General features: G+C 70.2%; 17 protein-coding genes and 1 pseudogene. 9 read left to right on the plus strand and 9 right to left on the minus strand.

Features of this window, described 5'->3' with window-relative positions:
- Nucleotides 1-326 precede the first annotated feature (326 nt).
- The 4 genes from NRF20_RS12560 to NRF20_RS12575 all read left to right on the plus strand — a co-directional run bounded on the left by NRF20_RS12560 (nucleotide 327) and on the right by NRF20_RS12575 (nucleotide 3,088).
- Nucleotides 327-1,940 carry an FAD-dependent monooxygenase gene (locus tag NRF20_RS12560; RefSeq protein ID WP_398634151.1) on the plus strand — a complete coding sequence of 538 codons (1,614 nt, stop codon included), beginning with the start codon at nucleotides 327-329 and terminating at the stop codon, nucleotides 1,938-1,940.
- Nucleotides 1,941-2,011: 71 nt separating this feature from the next.
- Nucleotides 2,012-2,059 (plus strand): hypothetical protein, encoded by a 48-nt coding sequence (locus NRF20_RS12565; RefSeq protein ID WP_309506048.1) that lies wholly within the window; start codon nucleotides 2,012-2,014, stop codon nucleotides 2,057-2,059.
- Between the two features lie 73 nt (nucleotides 2,060-2,132).
- Entirely contained in the window at nucleotides 2,133-2,684 is a 552-nt protein-coding gene (locus NRF20_RS12570) for a cysteine dioxygenase (RefSeq protein ID WP_398634150.1), read from the plus strand.
- The gene (locus NRF20_RS12575) at nucleotides 2,681-3,088 is read left to right on the plus strand and encodes a rhodanese-like domain-containing protein (protein ID WP_398634149.1); all 408 of its coding nucleotides are present in this window, start codon (nucleotides 2,681-2,683) and stop codon (nucleotides 3,086-3,088) included. Before NRF20_RS12570 ends, NRF20_RS12575 begins: the two co-directional genes overlap by 4 nt.
- Nucleotides 3,089-3,207: 119 nt before the next feature.
- On the opposite strand, the gene NRF20_RS12580 is transcribed toward NRF20_RS12575, so the two are convergent.
- The gene (locus NRF20_RS12580) at nucleotides 3,208-5,760 is read right to left on the minus strand and encodes an FtsX-like permease family protein (RefSeq protein WP_413752592.1); all 2,553 of its coding nucleotides are present in this window, start codon (nucleotides 5,758-5,760) and stop codon (nucleotides 3,208-3,210) included.
- Entirely contained in the window at nucleotides 5,757-5,984 is a 228-nt protein-coding gene (locus tag NRF20_RS12585) for a hypothetical protein (RefSeq protein WP_398634147.1), read from the minus strand. Before NRF20_RS12585 ends, NRF20_RS12580 begins: the two co-directional genes overlap by 4 nt.
- Before the next feature lie 204 nt (nucleotides 5,985-6,188).
- Here NRF20_RS12585 and NRF20_RS12590 point away from each other — a divergent pair, with 204 nt between their 5' ends.
- Nucleotides 6,189-6,827 carry a hypothetical protein gene (locus NRF20_RS12590; protein WP_398634146.1) on the plus strand — a complete coding sequence of 213 codons (639 nt, stop codon included), beginning with the start codon at nucleotides 6,189-6,191 and terminating at the stop codon, nucleotides 6,825-6,827.
- A gap of 33 nt (nucleotides 6,828-6,860) precedes the next feature.
- On the opposite strand, the gene recX is transcribed toward NRF20_RS12590, so the two are convergent.
- Together recX and recA are read right to left on the minus strand one after the other, a co-directional pair.
- A complete protein-coding gene (gene recX, locus NRF20_RS12595) occupies nucleotides 6,861-7,586 on the minus strand; it encodes a recombination regulator RecX (RefSeq protein WP_398634145.1) in 726 nt (241 codons plus the stop codon).
- Nucleotides 7,587-7,589: 3 nt separating this feature from the next.
- Nucleotides 7,590-8,717, minus strand: coding sequence for a recombinase RecA (recA, locus tag NRF20_RS12600; protein ID WP_266357345.1), 1,128 nt, complete (start codon nucleotides 8,715-8,717; stop codon nucleotides 7,590-7,592).
- Between the two features lie 233 nt (nucleotides 8,718-8,950).
- On the opposite strand from recA, the pseudogene NRF20_RS12605 reads away from it, so the two are divergent.
- Nucleotides 8,951-9,202 (plus strand): annotated as a pseudogene (locus NRF20_RS12605) (hypothetical protein); the annotation flags it as partial.
- A gap of 97 nt (nucleotides 9,203-9,299) precedes the next feature.
- On the opposite strand, the gene NRF20_RS12610 reads toward NRF20_RS12605, so the two are convergent.
- Both NRF20_RS12610 and NRF20_RS12615 read right to left on the minus strand, forming a co-directional pair.
- Entirely contained in the window at nucleotides 9,300-10,466 is a 1,167-nt protein-coding gene (locus NRF20_RS12610) for an AI-2E family transporter (RefSeq protein WP_398634153.1), read from the minus strand.
- A 172-nt stretch (nucleotides 10,467-10,638) separates the two neighbouring features.
- A complete protein-coding gene (locus tag NRF20_RS12615) occupies nucleotides 10,639-10,833 on the minus strand; it encodes a DUF3046 domain-containing protein (RefSeq protein WP_266357346.1) in 195 nt (64 codons plus the stop codon).
- Between the two features lie 79 nt (nucleotides 10,834-10,912).
- Here NRF20_RS12615 and NRF20_RS12620 point away from each other — a divergent pair, with 79 nt between their 5' ends.
- Nucleotides 10,913-11,827 carry a hypothetical protein gene (locus NRF20_RS12620; protein WP_398634144.1) on the plus strand — a complete coding sequence of 305 codons (915 nt, stop codon included), beginning with the start codon at nucleotides 10,913-10,915 and terminating at the stop codon, nucleotides 11,825-11,827.
- 122 nt (nucleotides 11,828-11,949) lie between these two features.
- On the opposite strand, the gene NRF20_RS12625 is transcribed toward NRF20_RS12620, so the two are convergent.
- Nucleotides 11,950-13,182 carry a PucR family transcriptional regulator gene (locus NRF20_RS12625; protein WP_413752593.1) on the minus strand — a complete coding sequence of 411 codons (1,233 nt, stop codon included), beginning with the start codon at nucleotides 13,180-13,182 and terminating at the stop codon, nucleotides 11,950-11,952.
- A 150-nt stretch (nucleotides 13,183-13,332) separates the two neighbouring features.
- On the opposite strand from NRF20_RS12625, the gene NRF20_RS12630 reads away from it, so the two are divergent.
- Both NRF20_RS12630 and NRF20_RS12635 read left to right on the plus strand, forming a co-directional pair.
- Nucleotides 13,333-14,733: an alkyl sulfatase dimerization domain-containing protein gene (locus NRF20_RS12630; protein ID WP_413752594.1), complete on the plus strand. Its 1,401-nt coding sequence runs from the start codon at nucleotides 13,333-13,335 to the stop codon at nucleotides 14,731-14,733.
- A 2-nt stretch (nucleotides 14,734-14,735) separates the two neighbouring features.
- Nucleotides 14,736-16,067, plus strand: a complete 1,332-nt coding sequence (locus NRF20_RS12635; RefSeq protein ID WP_266365187.1) for an MFS transporter — start codon at nucleotides 14,736-14,738, stop codon at nucleotides 16,065-16,067.
- An 81-nt stretch (nucleotides 16,068-16,148) separates the two neighbouring features.
- On the opposite strand, the gene NRF20_RS12640 is transcribed toward NRF20_RS12635, so the two are convergent.
- Nucleotides 16,149-16,466, minus strand: a complete 318-nt coding sequence (locus NRF20_RS12640; protein WP_093898877.1) for an AzlD domain-containing protein — start codon at nucleotides 16,464-16,466, stop codon at nucleotides 16,149-16,151.
- Complete coding sequence (locus tag NRF20_RS12645) at nucleotides 16,463-17,266, minus strand: AzlC family ABC transporter permease (protein WP_398634141.1); 804 nt, start codon at nucleotides 17,264-17,266, stop codon at nucleotides 16,463-16,465. Before NRF20_RS12645 ends, NRF20_RS12640 begins: the two co-directional genes overlap by 4 nt.
- Nucleotides 17,267-17,275 lie beyond the last annotated feature (9 nt).

Genomic DNA, 17,275 nt, shown 5'->3' on the forward strand with positions numbered 1-17,275 from the left:
GATCCGCGTGTGATGCCGCGGTAGGGGATCGCGGGCTCAACGCCTTGTGCCAGACCATGCGCCGGTACTCTTCGTGGCCGTAACCACGGCCCCCTAAGCAGCGTGTCGGGCCGCCCCCATCCACGAGACGCTGGAGAGTTATTGGGCTACGGCAGGGGCAACATGACTGAGGCCACGCATCACTGTCACTTGACGCAAGCGGTAGCACTTAGTTGCATACGTTCTGTGATCGCGCACCGAGCCCCCGCCGCCACACCTCCTCCGCCCCCTACGCCCGCTTCGCTTCTTTCGCCTGCATTGCCTGCACGGATTCGAGGAGCCTCGTCGTGGACCCGGTGATCGTCGTCGGCGCCGGGCCCGTCGGTCTGGTGCTGTCGCTCGCCCTCGCGGCGCAGGGCGTCCCTTCCGTCCTTCTCGACGAGGACCCGGCCAAGGACGAGACGCGCCCCGCCCGCACCGTGGTGCTGCGCGAGGACACAGCGGCCCTGGTGGAGCGGCTCGGCTGCAAAGCGCTCCGGCACGAGGGCATGCGGTGGTCCGGCTGGCGATCCATGCGGCGCAGGCAGCTGGTGCGTGAGCTGCCGCTCGGCGAGGACTCCCCCGACAGTGATCCGTTGTCGGCCCCCATCCATCTGCCGCAGCACGTCCTGACACGCGGGCTGCGGGACGCGGTGGCCGCACAGGAGCTGGTGCAGGTGGCTCCGCCCAGCCGGATCGACACGCTCGATCAGGACCCGGCCGGGGTCACGGTGCACACCAGGGAGCCGAACGCAACCTGGTGGCGCGGGAGTTATCTGGTGGGCTGCGACGGCGCCAGGTCCACCGTACGCAAGCTCCTCGACATCCGTTTCCCCGGACGTACGGCGGTGGAGCGGCATGCCGTCGCCGCGCTGCGCACCGAACTCCCCTGGCCCGGGCGGGCCGTGCTGCACCGGCTGCCGCCGTGGCGCACCGGCGGCGCCGAGGTGACCGCGCGGCCGCTGCCTGACGGCGCCTGGCGGCTGGACTGGCTACTTCCGCCGCGTGGCGAGCTCGTCACCCCGGACGCCCTGATCACCCGGGTCCGGGACACCCTGGCGGGCTGGTGCGGCGAGACACCGCCGTACGAGCTGCTGGACACGGGCGTGTACACGCTGCACCACCGGCTCGCCCTGCGCTGGCGGGTCGACCGGGCCTTCCTGGCCGGGGACGCCGCGCATCTGCTGGGCGCGCTGGGCACCCAGGGGCTCGACGAGGGGCTGCGGGACGCCGAGAACCTGGCCTGGAAGCTGGCCCAGGCCTGGCACCACGGCGCCTCCGACGTACTGCTCGACAGCTACCAGGCGGAGCGCCGGGCCGCGGTCGCCGCACGGTTGCGCGCCGCGGACCAGTCGCTGCCGATACTGCGCGGCGGCGGAGGTCTGCGGACCCTGGTACCGGGGAGCGCACGGGGGCACGATTCACTGCTCACCGATGGACATCTGGGGTGCGGCCCCCTCGGTGCGCCCCCCTCGTACTCGCACTCGCCCCTTGCGCCCGCACGCGCCGAGGCGCACACATCTGTGGGTACGCCCCCCGGTGCGCCGGTCACCGATGTACGGGTGACGGCACCCGATGGCACGACCGTGCGGCTGCGCGAGCGGCTGGGGCAGGGTCATCTGCTGGTGGTCCTGGTGGCGCCCGGAACCGGGGTGTGGGACCGGCGCCACTGGATGTCCGCGGGCGTCATGCCCCGCCTCGTCGCGGCTGTCGACGCGCTGCCGGTGAAGGGCGAGCTGCTGGTGACCGAGAGCTATCCGGGGGCGTCGGCGCACACCGTGCTGCTGATCAGGCCGGACGGTCACCTGGTGGCGTCGTTCGACGGGGTACGGCCCCAGGAACTCTTCGCGGCGGCGGACGCGACGCGCGGCGGCGCGGCACGCACCTCAGTACCCTCCGACCGGACAGCGGACATCAATTGACCGTCGCAGGCGCACATGGTGTACTCCGAAACGTGACCGACACCGATGTGCGCCTGTGGCGGAGGGTCCATATGGACCTCGTCCGCTATGCGGGCTGCGTGTGTCGCCCGTCCTGCTGAATCGCCTCCTCCTGCCGCGCCGTGCGCTCTGTCGTGCGGCCGTGCATCCGCGCGAACCCTCAGGACGGTCTCTATGTCTGCCCCTGCGTCACCCTCTGTACGCATGCCCTCCTCCGCCGCCGACGGTGCTACCGGTCCGACGGCCGCAGAGCTGCTCGATTTCGTCCGCCGGGTCGCCGCCGACGCCGAGATCGTCGCCTCGCTCCCCCTCGATCCCGAGGGCCGCACCTGGGCCCAGCTGGAAGGACCGGGCGGCAGTGAGGCGTGGCTGATCGGCTGGCCGCCGGGTACCGGCACCGGCTGGCACGACCACGCCGACTCGATCGGCGCCTTCACCACCGCAGTCGGCACCCTCAAGGAACTGTCGCTCGCCGCCCGGCTGCCCACCGACGGCTGGAAGACCCTCGAACTCACCGAGGGCATCGACCGTTCCCGGCAGTTGGCCCCCGGCCAGGGCAGGGCATTCGGCCGCCACCACGTCCACGAGGTGCTGAACGAGTCCGGCACGGAGCACGCCGTCTCCGTCCATGCGTACTACCCACCACTGCCGCAGATCCGGCGCTACAGCCGTACCGGTGCGGTGCTCCGTCTTGAGCAGGTCGAACGGCCGGAGGACTGGCAGTGAGCGACAGCCGTCGGGGTGGTACGGAGCCGGTCGGGATCGACGAACTGCTGGAACGGGTCCGGGCCGGGTTCGTCCGGGTCGGCCCGCAGGAGGCGGTCGCCGCCGCTGCGGACGGTGCGCTGCTCGTGGACATCCGCTATGCGGAGCTGCGGGAACGGGACGGACTGATTCCGGGGGCGCTGGTCGTCGAGCGCAACGAGTTGGAGTGGCGGCTCGACCCGCAGGGAAGCCATCGGGCTCCGGAGGTGGTGAGTCACGATCTCCGCATCGTGGTGCTCTGCAACGAGGGCTATGCGTCGAGTCTCGCCGTCGCGTCCCTGCGGCAGCTGGGGCTGCATCGGGCGACCGATCTCATCGGCGGATTCCAGGCGTGGCGCGCGGCGGGGCTTCCGGTCGAGGCCTGACGGACGGCGCTGGGACGGAGCAGGGGCGGGAGTGTCCAGCTGGAGGACGGCGTCGGGGCGGGTGGAGTCGGGCGGGGCGTCCCAGCCGCAGGACGCCGACGCCTGATCCCGTCGGAGGTTCACTGCCTGGACGTGGCCACCTCCACCGGGCGGACCCTGAGTGCCAGTCGCCCGGGCAGCGCCGTGGCGGTCAGTGCCAGCAGTGCGGCGGCGCCCACCACCGTCGCGAACACCAGCGGCAGAACCGCGGGCGCCGCACTGCCGGTCATGCCGATGCTGAAGGCGGTCAGTACAGCCAGTGCGATACCGCTGCCGAGGGCAGCGGCGATCAGCAGTACCGACAGGGCCTCGATGCGGAGCATCCGCAGGACCTGACGCCGGGTCGCGCCGGCCAGCCTGAGCATGGCGAACTCCCTGATGCGTTCGGACACGGACATGGCAAGGGTGTTGACGACCGCGATGGCGGTGAACGCCAGGACCAGGCCCATGGCGAGATGGTTGACCGCCGCATTCTCCTGCTGTCGGTCCGCCTGGAGCCGGTCGGCGGTCGCGGGGGCGAGTACGGAGACACTGGGGAACTGCTCGAGTGCGGCGGTGAGTTCGTCACGGTTGCTGTTCCCGGCGACCAGGACGGTGGCGGCAAGAGGGTTGTCCATGTGGCGGGCGAGCAGCTCATGGGGCAGGGTCAGGTCGCCGAAGCCCAGGCCTCGGCTGTAGACGGCGGCAACGGTGAGGGTGGCAGGGGTGCCGTCGCCGAGGTGGAGTCTCAGCTTGCTGCCGGGGTGAAGGCCGAGCCGGTCGGCAGCGAGTTCACTGATCGCGGCGGTTCCGGGGCCGGTGGTGAACTCGGTGAGCGATCCGCTCGTCACGTCAGGGTCCCAGGTGCGGGCGAGTCCGGCCTGGGTGACGCCCTGGGCCGGGTACTTGTCGAGGCCGACGCGCACGGTGGTCCGTACGACCTCGGTGGCGGCCGTGACACCCGGCGTCCTACGGATGGTCTCGGCGGCCGCGGACGGGACACCTGGCCCCTGCGCGGCCAGTACCCAGGCGGCGCGGACGCCGTCGTGGGCCTGGGCGCGGGCGGCGTCGCCGAGCGTCGGCTGAACGAAGAGAACCGTGCAGGTCATCCCGATCAGCAGGGTGAGCGGGGTGACGACGGAGGCCATCCGGGTGGAGTTCCCGCGGATGTTCGCGGTCGCGAGCGGTCCCCCGGAACCTGCCAGTCGAAGTGGTCCCGCAAGCAGTACGGAAGCCAGTCGCACGAGGAACGGGCCCAACAGTGACACGGCCGTGGCCGACACGACGACGGCCAGGAACGTGACAGGGGTCGCGGCGGCCTCGGTACGCAGGACGCTCAGTACGCCGACGAGAGCGGCGCCGCCCGCGAGCAGCACGAGACCCGCGACGATCCGGCCGCGGGCCGGGCCGCGCTCGACCGTGGACTCGGCCATGGCCTCGGCGGGACGGATACGGGCGATGCGGCGGCCGGAGATCCTCGCCGCCGCCCAGGCGCCGAGGAGAGTGACGGCCAGGGCTGCGCAGGCCGGGAAAACGCCTGCGGTGCGTTCCAGGGTCGCCGGGATCACGCCCATGTCGATGAATCGACTGTGCAGCCAGTCGGCGAGGGGCAGTCCGGCGAGTGCGCCCAGGACACCGGAAACGGCTCCGACGGCCAGGGCCTCACGGCCGAGGAGGCGGCGGACCTGACGGGGGGTGGCAGCGATGGCGCGGAGCAGGGCCAGTTCGCGGTGGCGCTGCTGGATGGAGAGCGCGAAGGTGCCGACCACGACGAGGATCGCGACCAGGAGGGACGTACCCCCCATGGCGCCGCCCATGGAGACCAGCTTGATACGGGCTCCCGCGGCGTCCAGGAACTCGACGGGCCCGCGGTCGTCACCGGTGGCGACCTGCGCGGTGGTGCCCTTGAGCGCCTGTTCGACCTGCTGCTTCAGCCGGTTGAGGTCGGTACCGGGCGCGGGCATCACGCCGAGGGCGCTGATCCGGCCGGGGCGGGCGGCAAGGCGCTCGGCCTCGGCGGTGGAGAAGAAGAGCGAGGACTGTTGCCGGAGATCGCCCCGGCCGGCCGGGGCCGCAATGCCACTGATGCGGTACGGGCGGGGGGTGCTGGTGGACTGGACGACGAGCCGGTCACCGGGCTTCAGGCCCTTCTGTTCGGCGAGGCCGCGGTCGATCACCACGTCGTCCTCGGAGGCGGGGGCGCGGCCTGAGACGAGAGCGAAGGGGGTGAGTGGGGCGGAGGCCCAGGAGTGGCCGTACGAGGGGTGGGTGGCGAACTGGGGCGCGGACCGAGTCACGGGCTGGGCCAGGAAGGTCAGCTCGGGAACGACCTTCCGTACGCCTTCCAGGTTGCTGATCCGGTCAGCGACGGCCGCGGGCAGCCAGGCGCGCTCGGCGACCGGCTTCGCCTTGTGTTTGACCTTGGTTTTTCCGTTGCCCTTGTGTTTGACGGTGGTGCGGTGGACGTTCTGGTCGGCAGAGACCACGAGCGGCGCGGCGGCATAGCGTTCGGTGGCGATCCTTCCGCGCAGGCCGGTCTCCAACAGCGTGCCGCAGGCGGTGATGAGGGCGGCGGCACACATGAGGGCCAGGAAGGCACCGAGGAATCCGCCCTTGCGGTCCCGGATCGTCTGCAGGGCATAGCGCAGCATCATGGTGCGTCCGTCTCTTTTCTGTTGTTGTCCGCCGGGGTCACTGCCGGGTCCGGGATCCCGGTCGGGTCCGGGGCCGGGTCGCTTCCGCGTCGGAGCTGCTCGAAGAGGGCGAGGTCGGCGCGTAGGGCCGGTGCACGCGGGTGGTGGCTGGTGGCGTGGGCAGCGTCCGTGTCGTGCACGGCGTGTGTGTCGTGCGCGGCTGCCATAGGTCGCTTCTCTGCCATGCATCACACAGTGCTCTGTGCACAGAAGTCCGTGCACTGGAGCGCGCCTGCGTCTTCGTGCTGGGGCTATCCCCCGCACGCCGTTCGCCGGTCCCTCGAATCCGCCCCGACACACCCGAATGCCACGCTCCGGTGGAGCGATCCCCGTACCCGACAGACATTCACCTCAACGCCAAGGACCGACGTGACGGAGACCTCGCACCCATGCCGACCCCCACCCTCACCCCCGACCAACTCGACGTTCGGGCCGCTCGCCTCCATGACACCGAGGCGTGGCAACAGATCGTCTCCGGCTGGGACCTCGCCACCCCCGAACCCTTGCTCCCCTCCTCCCCCGGCACCGCGGAACAACTGCCGGTCAGCCACCCGGCCGACTGGCGCGACCTGTTGTCCGTACCGGTCGACCAGCTCATCGCCGACTCCGCCCGTGCCCTGCCGGCGACCGCGCCGCGCGAACGGCCTCTTCCCGGGCGCCTGGGGGCGATCCTCCCCGACCGGCTCCACTCCTGGCGGCGCATCGGGCAGCCCGAGGTGCGCCCCTCCATCCATCTCGCCTACGCACGTCAGATCCTGACCGAGTGGGGCTGGCAGAACACCCCGTACCGGTTGCGCAACGCCCGCGGCGCGCGGTGCATCTGCGGCGCCCTTCTCACCGCGCACCGCCTGGGCTACGGCTCTCGCGACACCGTGGACCGGGCCGGCGTCTGGCTCGTCGCCGAGCTCCGCTCCCAGGGCTGGACCGGGCTGATCGGACCCTGGAACCGGCACCCCGGCCGCACCGCCGCGGATGCACTCGCCCTGATCGACGCCACCATCAGCCGCGCCGCTCGCGCCGGGCAGTAATCACCACAACCGCCCCGCCCACTACGGGCCCGGTCAGAAGGGCTCGTCCAGGCCTTCCGTGTCCTCGCCCTCTTCTTCCAGCGCCTGTCGCACCACGCGCAGGGCCATGCCTTCCCCGTATCCCTTGCGGGCCAGCATGCCCGCAAGGCGGCGCAGCCGCTTGTCACGGTCCAGGCCGCGGGTGGAGCGCAGCTTGCGCGCGACCAGCTCTCGGGCTGTCGCCTCCTCCTGCTCGGAGTCGAGCTGCCCGACGGCCTCGTCGATCACGACGGAATCCACCCCCTTGGTACGCAGCTCACGGACGAGTGCGCGGCGGGCCAGCCCTCGGCCGTGGTGCCGGGACTCCACCCAGGCATCCGCGAACGCGGCATCGTCGATCAGCCCGACATCCTCGAAGCGCGACAGCACCTCTTCGGCCGCCTCATACGGGATCTCCCGCTTGCGCAGGGCATCCGCAAGCTGCTTTCGGGTGCGCGGGGTCCCGGTGAGCAGCCGCAGACAGATGTTGCGCGCCTGCTCGACCGGGTCTCGCGGCTCCCCCTTCTCGGCCCTCGACGAGGAAGGGGAGCCGCTGCTCCTGGAGCGGGAGCGGGCACCACGCCCCGCCCCCTCACCGAATCCGGTGCCCGAGCCGGTGCCGTGGCCGGCCTCCGGCTCGTACGCGCCCTCGGACTCGGCCGTGTGTCCGGCGGCGAATTCGGGGCCGGGACCGGCGCCATGGTCAGTGGCGCTGACCGGCCACTCCGTACGACGCGTCACGGTCTAGCTCTTGGCCGCCGCGGTCTTGGCCGGCTTGGCCTTGCCGGCCGGAGCGGGCACCGACTTCGCGCTGTCAGCCGAAGCCGCGGCGCCGCCCGCCGCATCCGCACCGGGCTCGGTGGTGTTGGCATCAGGCCTGACGCCGACGCCCAGCTTCTCAAGGATCTTCTTCTCGATCTCATTGGCGAGATCGGGGTTGTCCTTGAGGAAGTTACGGGCGTTCTCCTTGCCCTGGCCGAGCTGGTCGCCCTCGTACGTGTACCAGGCGCCCGCCTTTCGGACGAAGCCGTGCTCCACACCCATGTCGATCAGACCGCCCTCGCGGCTGATGCCCTGGCCGTAGAGGATGTCGAACTCGGCCTGCTTGAAGGGCGGCGCGACCTTGTTCTTCACGACCTTGACGCGAGTGCGGTTACCGACGGCGTCGGTACCGTCCTTCAGCGTCTCGATCCGGCGGATGTCGAGGCGCACCGAGGCGTAGAACTTGAGCGCCCGGCCACCGGTCGTGGTCTCCGGCGAGCCGAACATCACACCGATCTTCTCGCGGAGCTGGTTGATGAAGATCGCGGTCGTCTTGGACTGGTTGAGCGCGCTGGTGATCTTGCGGAGTGCCTGGCTCATCAGGCGGGCCTGCAGACCCACGTGCGAGTCGCCCATCTCGCCCTCGATCTCCGCACGCGGCACGAGCGCCGCGACGGAGTCGATGACGATCAGGTCGAGGGCGCCGGAGCGGACCAGCATGTCCACGATTTCGAGGGCCTGCTCACCGTTGTCCGGCTGGGACAGGATGAGGCTGTCGATGTCGACGCCGAGCTTCTTCGCGTACTCGGGGTCGAGGGCGTGCTCCGCGTCGATGAAGGCCACCGAGCCGCCGAGCTTCTGCGCATTCGCCACCGCGTGCAGCGTCAGCGTCGTCTTACCGGAGGACTCCGGTCCGTACACTTCCACCACACGGCCGCGTGGCAGGCCGCCGACGCCGAGGGCCACGTCGAGGGCAGTCGACCCGGTGGGGATCACCTCGATGGGCTCGTTCGGCCGCTCACCGAGGCGCATCACCGCGCCCTTGCCGAATTGCCGTTCAATCTGTGCGAGTGCGGCGTCCAGCGCCTTCTCGCGGTCGGTTCCTGCCATGGGTTCCACCCGATTTGCTTGAGTCGATCGCTTCACGTCAAAGACGCTAACCCCTGCCACTGACAATGGGCCTCGACGTCCTCCCGGCCTGTGGATAACTCCACGGTCGGGCCCGGGAAAACCCGGCCGGAATCCCATGAGAATGGATGTTCGATTTTGGTGTCAAGCGCACCGCGCCGCACCGAACCGCCCCCAGCGTAGCGCCCTAGCACTTCACCCTCGGGGGAGTCAAGATCAGCGATCGACACCACGCCAGATTCCACCCATATGGGGACAGAGCCGACAGGCAAAGTGCTCTGGTGACCGGGGCGACGCGGGGTGCGGGCCGCGGCATCGCTGTCCAGCCGGGAGCGACCGCAGCGACCGTCTACGTCACGGGGCGGACGAGCGGGTCGCAGCGCTCGCAGATGAACCGCCCCGAGACCGTCGGGGAGACAGCGGCTCTCATGGACGAGGCCGGCGGCCACGGAATCCCGGTTCGGGTGGCCCGATGCCTGGAGACACGTCACCGAGGTCCAGGCCCCGGGCCGGCCGGCCGACGTCGCGGGCTACCGCTGGGACGAGCCCCCACCACCGAGCCGGTCAGGCACGTTCCGGATGCTCCTCGGCCCCGTCCTGTCCGCCCCGGCCCTCATTGCTCCCGGCAGTCCCCCAGGACCGGCGCAGCCGCGTGAGCACCGGCTCACCACGTTGCTGGTGGCGGCCGTGCACCCGCAGGTCGTCCGTCACGTCGTACCGCTTCACATAGGCGCCGAGGAACGCCTGGAGCGTGGCGACGGCCGGGATCGCGATCAACGCACCCACGGCACCCATCAACGCCGTGCCCACGATGACCGATCCGAAGGCGACCGCCGGATGGATGTCGACGGTCCTGGAGGTGAGCTTGGGCTGCAGCGCATAGTTCTCGAACTGTTGATAGACCACGACGAATCCGAGCACCCACAGCGCGTACCAGGGGTCGACGGTGAACGCGATCAGCATGGGCAGGGCGCCTGCCAGATACGTACCGATCGTGGGGATGAACTGGGAAACCAGCCCGACCCAGATGGCGAGCGCGGGCGCGTACGGAACACCGAGGATCACCAGCAGGATGTAGTGCGCGATCCCGGAGATGAGTGCCATCAGGCCGCGCGAGTAGAGGTAGCCGCCGGTCTTGTCGACTGCGATCTCCCAGGCCCGCAGGACCTCGGCCTGCTTGGCGGGTGGCAGTACGGAGCACAGGGCGCGCCGCAGCCTGGGGCCGTCGGCGGCGAAGTAGAACGAGAACAAGAAGATCGTCAGAAGACGGAACAGCCCGCCGAGCACGGTGGTGGAGATGTCGAGCACTCCGGTCGCGCTGTTCTGGACGTACTTCTGCAGCCAGTCGGAGTGCAGCACGCTGTCCTGGACCTCGACCCGGGAGAGCTCGGTGTGGAAGCTCTGGTTGACCCAGTTGATCACCGAGTCCAGATACTTCGGGAACTCCTCGACCATGTCGACGATCTGACCCGCGAGCATCGAGCCGAGCAGCGCGACAAAACCGGCGGCGGCTATCAGCACGGCGAGGAAGACCAGGAAAGTGGCGAGGCCGCGACGCATGCCGCGCGACGACATCCGGCTCACCGCGGGCTCGATGGCGAGCGCCAGGAAGAACGCGATCAGCACATTGATCAGCAGCCCGATGAGCTGGTCGAACGCCCAGCTGCCGAGTTGGAAACAGGCGTAGAGCGCCAGGGCGAGCACCATGGCACGCGGCAGCCACGCGGGCATACGGGCCGGCCCGTAGCCGGACGGCGGGACCGGCGGGGCGGGCTGGGTCAGAGGCGTCTGGGTCTGGGCTGTCTCGTCTGTCGGTGACACCGCTCCAGTCTCGCCTACTGCTGTGACAAACAGTCGCCCACCCCGGACAACATCACAGGTCCGGACATTGACGAGCCAGCGATCAGCGCTTGTCGGCGGGGATGCCGACCGCGGTACAGACACCGCGCCAGACATCCTTGGCCTCCCAGCCCGCGGCCAGCGCCTGGTGCACCGTCTGCCCGCCGAGCTCGGCCATCACATGATCGCGCGCGAACGAGTCGGCGTATCCCGCGCCGAAGTGGTCCGCCATCCGTTCCCAGAAAATCGTCAACCGCATGACCTCAGTATCCCGCTCCTGAGAGTGCAGCCAGGCCGCTAAGTCCTGCCGAGAGCGCTTACCGCCCTACGGTCGGTCCATGGCTGGAACCGGAACAAGTACCCTCAACCGTGCCAAGCAGTTCATTTGGCTCACGGCCCGTGTCCTAGAACAGCGGCGGTTCGCCCATCACTTCCTGAAAGGAAGTGCGGAGGCCGTGGAGACCGCACTCGCCGCCTATCTGAATGAGGACGGCGGATACGGGCACGCACTCGAACCTGATCTGCGTGGCCCCGTCAGTCAGCCACTGCACACCGCGCACGCACTCAACGTCCTCGACTCCATCGGCCGCTGCAGCGGGCTGCGAGTGGAGCGGATCTGCCGCTTCCTGACCGAGGTGTCCACCAAGGAGGGGGCACTGCCCGCTCTCCTGCCGTCGCAGCGCGGCTATCCGGCGGCACCGTTCATCCCGATCGTCGACGACCCGCCCGCGGCACTGTTGACCACCGGACCCGTCGTCGGGCTCCTGCACCGCAATGCGGTGTGGCATGCCTGGCTGTTCCGGGCCACCGATTTCTGCTGGGCGGCTGTCGACGCTCTGGACCAGTCGCATCCGTACGAGATCGAGGCGGCGCTCGCCTTTCTGGACGGCGCTCCGGACCGGGCCCGTGCGGAGGCGGCGGCCGACCGGCTCGGGCGGCTGGTGCGGGAACAGCGGCTCGCCGTGCTGGATCCGGAGAGGAACGCGGAGTACCCGGTGGCGGCCGGATACGCACCGGGCGAGCAGCACTTCCCGTACGACTACGCCCGTACGCCCGATTCACTCGCCCGCCACTGGTTCACCGACGAGGAGCTGGCCCGCTCGCTCGACCACCTTGCGGCCCAGCAGCAGACGGACGGCGGCTGGCCGGTGAACTGGCGGCAGTGGGCGCCTGGGACGGCTCTGGAGGGACGGCCCATCGTGACGCTCAAGGCGCTCCTGACACTGCGGGCCCATGGACGCAGCCTCGACTGAGACCGGGCGGGCAAGGCGGCGGAGCGGGCTCGTAGCCCGGCCCCGTGCACTGCGCGTTGTATGCAGTGCGTCGTGGCCCGTGCCCCAGGTCGTGTCGCCGTGCATGTTGCCGTCCGTATCGGTCAGCCGGCTGCGGACACGCCGTCGGCCCCGGCAGCGGAGTCGCGCAGCAACAGGGCCGCGATGGCCAGCGCTGCGCCACGTGGCGAGGCCGGATCGAGTCCGGTCAGCTCGGTGAGCTTGGCCAGCCGATTGTCCACGGTGTTGGGATGCAGCCCCAACAGTGCCGCGGTGAGGCGCCTGTCCTGGTGCTGTGCCAGGTGTGTGCGGAGGGTCTGCAGCAGTTCCGGGCGGCCTGCGACGGGGTCCAGCAGGGCGGCGATGCGGTGGCTGCTGGGGCCGGGGCGCGACAGATGGAATTCGAGGAGTACGTCGTCGAGGCTGTGCAACCCGGGCGGCAGCCCGCACGCGCGGGCGACCTGGAGGATCTCCACGGCCGTCCGGGACGCCTCGGGGACCGCCTCGGGTGCCGCTGCCGGGACGGCGGCGACCCGGACTTCGGCCCCGCAGGCACGGGTCAGACGCTCGACCAGGTCGCCGGGGGGCTCGCAGCCCTGCGGTACGACGGCCCGTCCGGTTCCCGCGTCGAAGAGGAAGAGCAGTTCCGTGCCGAACCCCTGGTCGAGCACGGTCTGGATGCGACGCATCCGACGCCGTACGGTCACCGCGCTCCCCAGTTCCGAACCGCCCGATTCCGGATCGCTGTCGGCCGAGGGTTCCATGACGACTGCGAGCACGAGCGCGGGCCCGTCGAGGCCCAGCTGCTCGAGCAGGGCACGGCCGGGTTCCAGCGTCCCGTCGAGAAAGCCGCGTACCAGGGAGCGGCGCTGCTCGCGCTGTTCCGCCTCCAGCGCGGATCGCTCGTCCATATAGGTCTCGGCCACTGCACCGACCAGAGAGTGGTGCGACTGGAGCAGCAGATCGACCAGTTCGATGAGCGCACCCTCCTCACCCGGCTCCGCGGTCTCACGCAGCGACTGCCACAGGACGTACATGCCGAGCGCGTGACTGCGCAGCAGCAGATGCAGCGGCATCCCTTCCTCGGCACGCTGCGCCGCCCGTTCGCGGAAGAGGCGGAGACCGCCGGGACCGGGGTGCGGTTCCGTGGCGCGGCGAAGGAAGAGACGTACGCCGTGCCGGATGGTCGCGGCGATCTCCAGGTCCTTCACGTCGTCCGGGAGTCCGGCATATCCGGGGAGCTGCTCGAAGGACTGGCGGGTCATGCGCCGCGCCAGCTCATTGACCTTGGGCTCGCAGCGCAGGGCGAGGACCCTGGCCCCGTCGGACAGTGGCATGGCGGTGTTCCCTCTCCCCCGGCGGTCCTTGTGATGCGTCACAGTACGCAGCTCATCGAAGTGTGACGAGGATGGGTGTCGCAGGTCACTTATTGGGCCGACACTCAGGTTCCGGGCGATCCGCCGTACAGCACCGAAGGAGCCGCAGGTATGACCGAGCACAAGTCGACGGACTATCTCAGCTACATCGACCGGGTGTGGCAGGGGGAGGACACACTACTGGCACATCTGTCCGGGGCGTACTCGGGCGCGGAGCTGGTGACCGTGCGCGAGCGGGTCGGTTTCCTGCCCGCCTTCGCCAATGTGGCGGTGTTCGACACCGGCGACGGGCTGGTGCTGGTGGACTCCGGCGACATCCGCACGGCGCGTCCTCTGCACGAGGCGGTGCGCGCCTTCAGTGAACAACCGGTCAGTACCGTCGTCTATACGCACGGCCATGTCGACCATGTCTTCGGTGTTGCACCGTTCGACGCGCAGGCGGACAACGAGGGGCGTACACGGCCCGAGGTGATCGCACACGAGGCGGTCACGGCCCGCTTCGACCGATACATCAGCACGGCGGGCTACAACTCCTGGATCAACCGCAAGCAGTTCGGCGTACCGTCGCTGGACTGGCCGTCCACCTACCGCTACCCCGACACCACCTACCGCGACCGGATGACCGTGGAGCGCGGTGATCTGACCTTCGAGCTGGTGCATGCCAAGGGTGAGACGGACGACAGCACCTATGTGTGGGTTCCCGAACTCAAGACGCTGTGCACCGGTGACCTCTTCATCTGGAACACCCCGAACGCGGGCAACCCCCAGAAGGTGCAGCGGTACCCGGAGGACTGGGCGCGGGCGCTGCGCGCCATGCAGGAGCTCGGCGCCGAACTGCTGCTCCCCGGCCACGGCGTGCCGATCGTCGGCAGGGAGCGCGTGAACCGGGCGCTCGACGACACTGCGCGGCTCCTGGAGTCGCTCTGTGAACAGACCAGGGCCTTGATGAACGCAGGTCACCGCCTCGATGCCGTGCTGCACGGTGTACAGGTGTCGCAGGAACTGCTGGAGAAGCCCTATCTGCATCCCGCCTACGACGAGCCGGAGTTCGTCGTACGTAACCTGTGGCGGCTCTGGGGCGGTTGGTACGACCAGAACCCGGCCCACCTCAAGCCGGCCCCGGACGCCGCGGTCGCCACCGAGTTCGCGGACGCAGCGGGCGGCGCCTCCGTACTGGCTCAGCGGGCGCTGAAGCTGCTGGAGGAGGGTGAGCTGAGGCTCGCCTCGCATCTGGCGGAGACCGCCGCGCTGGCGGCACCTGCCGATGTGGAAGTGGCACGGATACGTGCACGGGTGTACGCGCAGCGGGCGAGGTCCGAAACGTCGACCATGGCCCGCGGGGTGTTCAACTGGGCGGCCGCGGAGTCGGCGGCGGTGGCCGAGGGGACCGATCTGGAGACCGAGCTGACGCGCTCCCCGGAAGGCCGGAAGCGGGCCGCCGGAATGATCAGCGTCGGAGTCGCGGACGAGGACGAGTGCGGCTGCGGCGGGGCGCCCGGGGAGGACGGGTGACCATGGATCGGCTCCGTACGGGAGACGGGGCCGCCGCGGAGGAGCAGGTGCGCAAGGGCGCCTGGGGCACCACCTGGCTGCTGCTCACCTTCATGCTGGTGAACTTCGCGGACAAGACCGTCATGGGCCTGGCCGCCGACCCCATCCGCGACGAACTGGGACTGACCCGGGGTGAGTTCGGCACGGCGCAGTCCTCGTTCTTCGCCCTGTTCAGCCTGGCCGCGCTGGGGGTGTCGTTCCTGACCCGTCGCGTCCGCACCACCGTGCTGCTGCTCGGGATGGCGTTGCTGTGGTCGGTGGCTCAGCTGCCGATGCTGCTCGGGGCCGCCGGGTTCGGGACGCTGATCGCGACCCGGGTGCTGCTCGGGGCTGCCGAGGGGCCTGCGGCGCCGGTGGCGGTGCACCATCTGCACGGCTGGTTCGGGCAGAAGGAACGGACGCTGCCGACCGCCGTGCTGATGGTCGGTGCGGCGGGCGGAGTGGCGGTGTCCGCTCCGCTGCTGACCGTGGTGATCGATGTGTGGGGATGGCGCTGGGCCTTCGGCGCCGTGGGGCTGGTCGGCCTGGGGTGGGCGGTGTGCTGGTACGTACGGGGCGAGGAGGGGCCGCTCGCGCCTCCCTCGGGAAGGGGCGTCTCTGCTGTCTCCGGCGGGACCGGTCCGTCCGTTCCGTATCGCAGGCTGCTGCTCTCCGGCACCTGGCTGACCGCTGCCTTCGGGGCGTTCGCCGCCTACTGGATGCTCTCGGCGGGTCTGACCTGGGCGCCGGACTATCTGCACGAGGTGTCGGGGCTGACGCTGAAGCAGTCGGGGGCGGTAGTGACGGCAACGGCTGTCGGTAACGCCGTGGTGCTGCTGGGGCATGGGCTGCTGGCACGACGGACGGCCCGGAACGGGACCGCGCCCAGGCTGCCCGTGGGGCTCGGCGGCGGTCTTCTGATGTGTGTGGCCGCCCTGTCGATCGCAGTGTTCGCCGAGGTGGAGGCAGTGGGCGTGAAGATCGCGCTGATGGTCGGGCCGATGGCGCTGACGAATGTGATCCTCACCGTCTCGCAGACGGCCGTCGCCCGGATCGCACCGGCCGGGCAGCGCGGAGTGGTGCTGGGCGCGCTGGCCTTCGTCTATGCGCTCGCCGGGATTCTGTCGCCGCTCGTCACTGGCCGGATGGTGGACGCGGCGGCCTCCGTGCCCACGGGCTACCACTCGGCGTATCTGCTGATGGCGGGGCTGGTGGCGGTGGCCGGAGTGCTCGCCGTCTGCTTCCTCCGGCCGGAGAAGGACGCGGCACGGCTGGATGTGGCCCAGACCGCGCCGATGGGCCTCGCAGTGCACTGACACAGGTCGACAAGTACGTGTGTAAGGGGCTCGGTCCTATGGGAACCGAGCCCCTTACACACGTGTCTCAACACACGTGTCTCACCAAGGTGCCTGTCCGAGGGCACGTACCCCTGCAGTGACGACCACGGCGGCCCCTACGACCACGAGGAAGGGCGCGCGCAGAACCAGTGCGAGCGCCGCCGCGGCGAGCCCCGCGCCCCTGGCGTCCAGCGTCAGGTGCTGCCCGTCGCCGAACGTCTGCTGCGCGGTGAGGGCGGCCAGGAGCGCCACGGGCAGCAGCGCGGCGAGACGCTGCGCGAGCGGACGTTCCAGCACACCGGCGGGCACCAGCAGTCCGAGCAGTTTGGCGAGGTAGCAGCCGACGGCGGTCAGCGCGATGGCGATCCAGATGTTCATCGGTTCTCCTCCGCCGCGGCCGTGCCCCGGCTCGTTCCTTTCCGGCGTCCGCTCAGGAAGAGGACGGCAGGTGCGGCGAGCGCGGACAGCAGGACGGGGACGCCTGCGGGCAGTACGGGCAGCAGCCCGAGCGCGAGCAGAACCGCGATTGCGGCGGTGATGCGTTCCGTCGTGCTTTTCAGCATCGGCGCGAGCAGGGCGAGGAAGACCGCGGGCGATGCCGCGTCCAGCCCCCAGGCGTCGGTGTCGCCGAGCGCCTCGGCGCCGAGGGCCCCCAGCAGCGTGGTCAGGTTCCACAGCACGTAGAGGGTGAGTCCGGTGACGGCGAAACCGATCCGTGCGGCCCGCCGGGTGGGCTGCGGCAGTGTCACGGCAGTCGTCTCGTCGATGACCCACTGGGCGGCGAAGGGACGGAGCGCACGTGGAAGGGCGAGCAACTGCGACAGCCGCAGGCCGTAGAACGAGTTGCGTACGCCGAGGAAGAAGGCCCCGGCAGCCGCGGTGTACGGGTTGCCGCCCGCCGCGAGAGCGCCCACGAGGGCGAACTGCGAGGCGCCGGTGAAGACGGCGAGGCTGAGCACGCAGGTCTGCAGCAGGCTCAGTCCGGAACCGGCCGAGGTCACGCCGAAGGCGAAGCCGGAGAGTCCGACGGCTATGCCGACACCGAGCGCGTCGCGCACGACGGCCGCATCCGACTTCGCCCCGGCAGCGTCCGGCTGCACCTCGGGAACGGTCGCGCTGCCCTGGGCTGCGCCGGCTGCTTCGCCGACGCCCTCTGGGAGAGTTGTCTGTTCTGCCACGCCCGGAAC

This window comes from Streptomyces sp. R-74717 (genome assembly GCF_047305335.1).
Lineage (GTDB): Bacteria > Actinomycetota > Actinomycetes > Streptomycetales > Streptomycetaceae > Streptomyces > Streptomyces atratus.

What these genes read in the sequence shown, in the direction of transcription:
- NRF20_RS12570 (WP_398634150.1), top strand. Translation starts at nt 2,133, where the DNA reads ATGTCTGCCCCTGCGTCACCCTCTGTACGCATGCCCTCCTCCGCCGCC.
- NRF20_RS12580 (WP_413752592.1), bottom strand. Translation starts at nt 5,760, where the DNA reads ATGATGCTGCGCTATGCCCTGCAGACGATCCGGGACCGCAAGGGCGGA.
- NRF20_RS12585 (WP_398634147.1), bottom strand. Translation starts at nt 5,984, where the DNA reads ATGGCAGAGAAGCGACCTATGGCAGCCGCGCACGACACACACGCCGTG.
- NRF20_RS12590 (WP_398634146.1), top strand. Translation starts at nt 6,189, where the DNA reads ATGCCGACCCCCACCCTCACCCCCGACCAACTCGACGTTCGGGCCGCT.
- recA (WP_266357345.1), bottom strand. Translation starts at nt 8,717, where the DNA reads ATGGCAGGAACCGACCGCGAGAAGGCGCTGGACGCCGCACTCGCACAG.
- NRF20_RS12610 (WP_398634153.1), bottom strand. Translation starts at nt 10,466, where the DNA reads ATGCCCGCGTGGCTGCCGCGTGCCATGGTGCTCGCCCTGGCGCTCTAC.
- NRF20_RS12615 (WP_266357346.1), bottom strand. Translation starts at nt 10,833, where the DNA reads ATGCGGTTGACGATTTTCTGGGAACGGATGGCGGACCACTTCGGCGCG.
- NRF20_RS12620 (WP_398634144.1), top strand. Translation starts at nt 10,913, where the DNA reads ATGGCTGGAACCGGAACAAGTACCCTCAACCGTGCCAAGCAGTTCATT.
- NRF20_RS12625 (WP_413752593.1), bottom strand. Translation starts at nt 13,182, where the DNA reads ATGCCACTGTCCGACGGGGCCAGGGTCCTCGCCCTGCGCTGCGAGCCC.
- NRF20_RS12630 (WP_413752594.1), top strand. Translation starts at nt 13,333, where the DNA reads ATGACCGAGCACAAGTCGACGGACTATCTCAGCTACATCGACCGGGTG.
- NRF20_RS12635 (WP_266365187.1), top strand. Translation starts at nt 14,736, where the DNA reads ATGGATCGGCTCCGTACGGGAGACGGGGCCGCCGCGGAGGAGCAGGTG.
- NRF20_RS12640 (WP_093898877.1), bottom strand. Translation starts at nt 16,466, where the DNA reads ATGAACATCTGGATCGCCATCGCGCTGACCGCCGTCGGCTGCTACCTC.